This is a genomic window from Clostridia bacterium (assembly GCA_017620395.1).
Taxonomy (GTDB): Bacteria; Bacillota; Clostridia; order Oscillospirales; family RGIG8002; genus RGIG8002.
In genome coordinates this window covers 94867-100993 of the sequence record JAFZQJ010000003.1, presented here as the reverse complement: position 1 = coordinate 100993, position 6127 = coordinate 94867, and the positions used below count along the sequence as shown (strand labels likewise).

Below are 6127 nucleotides of genomic sequence, written 5' to 3'. Positions count from 1 at the left end.
GCCGCTCCGGCCGTCGCCGTCAGCGGCGAAGTCGTACCCGCTCCGCTGCCCGGCGCCGTCGTCGCGATCAAGGTCGCGGCCGGCGACTCCGTCAAGAAGGGGCAGGTGCTCGTCGTCATCGAGGCGATGAAGATGGAGAACGAGGTCATGGCGCCCCGCGACGGCGTCGTCGCGCAGGTGATAACCGCCAAGGGCGCTTCTGTCAACAGCGGCGATCCGCTCGTTACGCTGGGTTAAGGGGGTAGCGCTTTGAACATTCTCGACACTTTCGTCGAGTTGGCGAAGAGCTCCGGCATTTACCAGCTGATCGCCAATATCGACTGGCGTTCCGTGGTGATGATAGCCATTTCCTGCGTGCTGCTTTACCTCGGAATAAAGAAGAAGTTTGAGCCGCTGCTGCTCGTCGGCATCGCGTTCGGTATGCTTCTTACGAACCTTCCGCTCGGCGGCGTTTTCCACGCCGACTGGTGGAACGTTCCGGATATCAACTACGGCGAAGTGCTCCGCCACGGCGGCGTGCTCGACATACTCTACATCGGCGTCAAGACGGGCGTCTACCCCTCGCTGATATTCCTCGGCGTCGGCGCGATGACCGACTTCGGCCCGATGATGGCGAATCCGAAGTCGATGCTGCTCGGCGCGGCCGCGCAGTTCGGCATCTACGTCGCCTTCGCGCTCGCGATAATCCTCGGCTTCGACGCGCAGGGCGCGGCTTCGATAGGCATTATCGGCGGCGCGGACGGTCCTACGGCGATATGGCTGACGAAATCGCTGAAACCCGAATTGCTTGCGCCCATCGCGGTCGCGGCGTACTCGTATATGGCGCTGATCCCGCTGATCCAGCCGCCGATAATGCGCGCGCTGACGACCAAGAAGGAGCGCGAGGTCAAGATGGAGCAGCTCCGCCCCGTCTCCAAGACCCAGAAGATACTCTTCCCGATAATCGTAACGATAGTTACCTGCCTGATCCTGCCGTCCGTCGCGCCGCTGCTCGGCTGCCTGATGCTCGGCAACCTGCTTAAGGAGTGCGGCGTCACCGACCGCCTCTCCGACACCGCGCAGAACGCGCTGATGAACATCGTCACGATCTTCCTCGGCGTTTCCGTCGGCGCGACCGCCGTCGCGAGCAACTTCCTGAAGCTCGATACGCTCAAGATCATCGGCCTCGGCCTCTTCGCGTTCTGCTTCTCCACCGTCGGCGGCCTCCTGCTCGGCAAGCTGATGTACGTGATCAGCGGCGGCAAGATCAACCCGCTGATCGGCTCCGCGGGCGTCTCCGCCGTTCCTATGGCGGCGCGCGTCTCGCAGGTCGAGGGCCAGAAGGCGAACCCGTCGAACTTCCTGCTCATGCACGCAATGGGCCCGAACGTCTCGGGTGTTATCGGTTCCGCTGTCGCTGCCGGCTTCCTCTACGCGCTGTTCGCGTAAGAGAACCAAAGCGGGTCTTTTCGGCGCTTTGCGGCTTGTCGCGCTCGATATGCAATAGCATAATCTTCGCGCTTTCCGCGCCGCAAATCATCCGAAAACTCCTCGCTTTTCGGTGATAAATATGCAGCGAACCGCTTGCGGCTCGAATTGTTCAAAACGGCTCCCCGTCAGGGAGCCGTTTTTTTCGTTCACGCAAGCGGAGCCTGCAATTCATAATCGCCGCGGCGATCAATTCGCGGCGGCGGAGCTGTCAATTCATTCAATTTATTTTTTCCTCTTGACAAAACGCAAAACCGATGCTATTATAATAATACCTAATCACGTTAGATACCTAAACACAGGACAAGGGGGCGGCGAAGTTGACCTATTCCGGCGAAGTGCTGCGCGGACACACCGAAACGGTGATCCTCGCGATCCTGCGCGGCGGCGACTCCTACGGCTACGAGATCCTCAAGCGAATACTCGAAGCGGGCGAGGGCATGATCGACATCAAGGACGCCACGATATACACCGCCTTCAAGCGGATGGAGAAGGACGGCCTCATCACGACCTACTGGGGCGCGGAGGAGGACGGCGGCGCACGCCGCAAATACTACTCCATCACCGCCGCGGGCAGGGAGTACCACGAGCGGAAATCGCGCGAATGGCGCGAGTTGAACGTGATATTGAATAAACTGATAGGAGGCGACGGAAAATGAGAGAAGAGTTGAAAAAATACGCGTGGCGCAAGTTCCGCCGCTATCCGAAAACGAAGGAGATAACCGACCTGCGCGACGAGCTGTATTCGATGATGTGTGACAAATACGACGATCTGACGGCATCCGGAGTCGATGAAAGCGAGGCGGCGCGGCAGGCGCGCGAGCTGATGAACGACTGCACCGCCGCTGTGCGTGAAGCGGAAGTCGGCAGCTCGATGGGTGCGCTGAGGCGTATGCTGATCGGACTGCTGACATTCAGCGCGGCGTTCATGCTGGCGCTGACATGCGTTTATCTTTTCCTCAGCCTCGTGACCTTCGGGAGCTTCGACAAGACGTGGCTGCTGATGGTCGCCGGCTCGTTCGTCTACGTCGTTTACGTCGCCGTGAAGCTGTATAACTATGCGCGTTCCTTCGGCTTCAGCGTGCTGACGCGTTCGGCGTTCGGCGGAATATTCCTGTCGCTCGTGCCGCTGCTCTTTGTGCTGCCGTGTCTGGGCGCGAAGGTGCTTTTCGGCGCGGACTGGTGGGGCAGAGGCTGGCTTGTCGCGCTGCTTATCGCGGCGCTCTGGCTTACCGCGGATACGATGCTCTTTGCCCGCGGGACGAAGGCGTTCTGGTGGGAGCTGGTCGGGCTCGGCTTCCTTGTGACGACGATAATCTTCCTGGCGTTCTCCGTTTTCACCGGCGCGTGGAACGTCGCCTGGCTCGTCTACGTGCTCTACCTTGTCATCGTGGCGTTCGCCATATACTTCGCGGAGCTGCGCCGCAGGCGCAGAGAATGACCGCGGCAAAACAGGGAAAACCAGACTGCGGGAGATCCCGCGTTCGTTCCTCAAGAGAGGTGCTTACTTATGAAAAAGATATGTATTTTCGGCGATTCGATCGGCAAGGGCGTCGCCCTGCCGGACGAGGGCAAGTATAAGATAATCAAACCGGACGTCGTCGGGCTGACCGGCGAGGAGCTCGAGGTGAAAAACTACGCTTGCTTCGGCTGCACGCTCGCGAAGGCGCTGCCCGTCGTGCAGCGGCACAGCGCGGAGCTCGGGCAGTACGACAGCGTATTCCTCGAGCTTGGCGGCAACGACTGCGACTTCGACTGGCAGCGCGTTTCGGACGATCCGGAGGGCGAGCACGAATGTAAAACGCCCTGCGGCGTTTTCGAGAAGGCTTACCGCCGCCTGATCGAGCTGATCGTCAACGCCGGCGGCAACCTCGTGATACTGACCTTCCCGCCGATCGTCGCGGAGCGGTACTTCCGCTGGATAAGCCGCGACAAGAACGGCGAGAACATACTGAAATGGCTCGGCGGCACGCATACCATCTACCGCTGGCAGGAGATGTATAACCTCAAGGTCGTCGAGCTCGCCAAGGAGCTGGACGTCAAGCTGATCGACATACGTTCGGTCTTCCTGCAGGATAGGCATTACGAGCGCCTGATCTCCAGCGACGGCATCCACCCGAACGAGAAGGGCTACGACCTGATCTACCACACCATCGCGGAAGAGTACCGCAAGGGCAATTTCAGCGGAGTGAGCGCGTGAAAAGCCTTCCCCTTGAGGGGAAGGTGCCCCGAAGGGGCGGATGAGGTGTAGCCGCGAAGCGGCGTAAGCGCCCGCCGCAGGCGGGCTCATAACCGCGGCGAAGCCGCGTCACAGTTGTAAACTCTGAACTCAAAAACCGCTTCCCTACAGGGAAGCGGTTTTCGCTCATAAGTTTACGGTTCAGAGCTATGATCGCGCTTTGCGCGGGTTATGAGTTCGCTTCGTGAACGCCGGCGGCTTCGCCTCCGCACGCCTTCGCGTTCGCCGCTTTCGCGAGCTTATAGAGCGCGATGACGAGCAGGGCGAGCGGGATATGCGTGGCGAGCATTATGCCGGTGTAGACGAAGCGCAATCCCTTCTCCGCGAGGGAGGCGGCGAGGCCTTCGTAAAACGGCACTCCGCTGCCGCTGTATATCATCATATAGTCGGAACCGAGGAAGTGGTTGACCGGTATCGCGACAGCCGCGAGGATCAGCACCGGCACCATGGCGCGGAGCGAATCCTTCCACTCGAGCGCCTTATACCGCGTCGCGAGCAGGAAGACGCCGGTCGCGAACATCGTCGTGTGGAAGAACATCGAATAAAACGCGCCGAAAGTCCAGAACGGGTAGAAGTTCAGCCCGTTGCAGTAGACGACGCCGACCGCGCCGTAGAGCAGGCTTATCGTCGTGATGAAGCTCAGGCAGTACTCCCGCGGCTTGCCCTTCGTCCAGGCGGCGACGAGCAGCGCGTAGATGAAAAGCGAGCAGGTGTATATCGGCAGCAGGCCGTACCGGTTGAAGCCGCGCCCCGTGGTTATATCGTAATAGCTTTCCCACGTTATCTTCGTCGCTTCGAGCAGCACCATCGCTATCGAAAGCACCTTCAGCCCGATGTCGATGCGCTCGTGCCGCGCCCTGCGGAAGACCCAACAGAGCAGCAGCGTGAGTACGTACGCCAGCGCGATGAAGATGATGTGCTCGGTGGAGAAAAAGTCGGAATCGAACCCCTCGATGTTGTACTTGTAGTCAAAGAAGCTGTAGTTCATACCGCGCCCCCGTTGAGTTTATAAGTGTATTATAACACGGTTTGCGCGGAAAGGGAACAGTGATTTTCGCGCCCGCGCCGCGTTCGTCACCCGTAGGGACGAGCATTGCTCGTCCGCGCACTCACGCAGCAAGCCGTGTTCGTGTCATCCTGAGCGGAGCGACCGCAGGGAGCGCAGTCGAAGGATCCTGAAGGGAACGGCGTTGTAATAGAAAAAGTGTGTATTCGGAGTATGAGCATTAACGGCTGCTCCGAATACACACTTTTATTATTAACACGACCTCGTCTTTAAGATCCTTCGACTCCGGCTTCGCCTCCGCTCAGGATGACAGACGCCCTGCGTTCGCTTGGGTGCTCCTTCGCCCTGCGGGCTCAGGATGACAGACCTGCCCGCTGCGCTGTGTGAGATCCTTTGACTCGCTTTACTCCGCTCGGGTCGGCAGGCGCGGCGATATAAATCTCATTGACGGCGCCTTACAATAATGGTATAATCATACCGTAAACTTAAATCCGCCGCGGGAGGAGGAAGACGAATGGATGAGTACAAGCACGACTTCGCGATGGAGCGCAGGCTGAAAGCGCTCGATCCGGAGCTTCACAAGCGCTTCACGGACGCGGTCTTCTGCCTGCAGCGCATACTGTCGAACTACAAGCTCATCTTCCCGGACTACACTGACCACTCGGAGCTCCACTCGCTGACCGTCATCAACTTCTGCAACAGGCTCATCGGCGACGGGATCGACGCGCTGAACGCCGACGAGATATATTCGCTGCTGATGGGCTGCTACTTCCACGACACCGGCATGGGAGTGACGAAAAAGGACTATGAGGAGTTCTCGCGCGAGATGGAGTTCGGCGACTTTTTCGACGCCAACAATCCGGACGATATAAAAAACACCATACGCGCGTATCATCACCAATACTCCTGGTTTTTCATCAGGAAATACGCCGATCTCTTCGAGCTGCCGTCGCAGGAGCACCTGCGCGCGGTCGCGGAGATCGCGCTCGGACACCGCCGCACCGACCTGAAGGACGAAGCCGAATACCCCGTCGCGCTGAAAATGCCGAACGGGAACACGGTCTGCCTGCCATACCTCGCGGCGCTGATACGCCTCGCGGACGAGATCGACGTCGCCTCCGACCGCAACTCGCCGCTGCTTTACGGCGACAAGGAGGTCGCGAACATACTTTCTTTCAATATGCACCGCGCGGTGCACGGGCTTGAGATAACCGAAGACGCGTTCACGCTGGCCGTCGATTCCTCCGACGCGGGCATTTTTGAAGAGATAAAGAAGATGGCCGTCAAGATGCAGGCTACGCTCGACGAATGCCGCGCCGCGGTCATAGGGCGCACGCCTCATAGCATTTCGCAGAAAAAGGTGCTTATCAGGGAGCTTTGACCCGATCGGAACAACGAAAGAAAGGCGGCGGACG

The 6127-nt window shown here is 59.2% G+C and carries 7 protein-coding genes; 6 read left to right on the top strand and 1 reads right to left on the bottom strand.

The window, feature by feature from the left end; translation table 11 throughout:
* The 5 genes from J5441_00635 to J5441_00615 all read left to right on the top strand — a co-directional run.
* The coding region (locus J5441_00635) for a biotin/lipoyl-binding protein (protein MBO4933666.1) at positions 1 to 237 on the top strand (237 nt) is incomplete at its 5' end.
* 99 nt (positions 238 to 336) lie between these two features.
* Positions 337 to 1428, top strand: coding sequence for a sodium ion-translocating decarboxylase subunit beta (locus J5441_00630; protein MBO4933665.1), 1092 nt, complete (start codon positions 337 to 339; stop codon positions 1426 to 1428).
* Positions 1429 to 1787: 359 nt separating this feature from the next.
* Positions 1788 to 2126 carry a PadR family transcriptional regulator gene (locus tag J5441_00625; protein ID MBO4933664.1) on the top strand — a complete coding sequence of 113 codons (339 nt, stop codon included), beginning with the start codon at positions 1788 to 1790 and terminating at the stop codon, positions 2124 to 2126.
* Positions 2123 to 2908: a hypothetical protein gene (locus J5441_00620; protein MBO4933663.1), complete on the top strand. Its 786-nt coding sequence runs from the start codon at positions 2123 to 2125 to the stop codon at positions 2906 to 2908. Before J5441_00625 ends, J5441_00620 begins: the two co-directional genes overlap by 4 nt.
* Positions 2909 to 2977: 69 nt before the next feature.
* Complete coding sequence (locus J5441_00615) at positions 2978 to 3667, top strand: SGNH/GDSL hydrolase family protein (GenBank protein MBO4933662.1); 690 nt, start codon at positions 2978 to 2980, stop codon at positions 3665 to 3667.
* Positions 3668 to 3875: 208 nt separating this feature from the next.
* On the opposite strand, the gene J5441_00610 is transcribed toward J5441_00615, so the two are convergent.
* Entirely contained in the window at positions 3876 to 4694 is an 819-nt protein-coding gene (locus J5441_00610; protein ID MBO4933661.1) for a YwaF family protein, read from the bottom strand.
* A gap of 532 nt (positions 4695 to 5226) precedes the next feature.
* Here J5441_00610 and J5441_00605 point away from each other — a divergent pair.
* Complete coding sequence (locus J5441_00605; protein ID MBO4933660.1) at positions 5227 to 6093, top strand: HD domain-containing protein; 867 nt, start codon at positions 5227 to 5229, stop codon at positions 6091 to 6093.
* The last annotated feature ends 34 nt before the right edge of the window (positions 6094 to 6127 follow it).

Coding starts and splice junctions, on each gene's coding strand:
- J5441_00615 (MBO4933662.1), top strand. CDS start 2,978: ATGAAAAAGATATGTATTTTCGGCGATTCGATCGGCAAGGGCGTCGCC.
- J5441_00630 (MBO4933665.1), top strand. CDS start 337: ATGATAGCCATTTCCTGCGTGCTGCTTTACCTCGGAATAAAGAAGAAG.
- J5441_00620 (MBO4933663.1), top strand. CDS start 2,123: ATGAGAGAAGAGTTGAAAAAATACGCGTGGCGCAAGTTCCGCCGCTAT.
- J5441_00605 (MBO4933660.1), top strand. CDS start 5,227: ATGGATGAGTACAAGCACGACTTCGCGATGGAGCGCAGGCTGAAAGCG.
- J5441_00610 (MBO4933661.1), bottom strand. CDS start 4,694: ATGAACTACAGCTTCTTTGACTACAAGTACAACATCGAGGGGTTCGAT.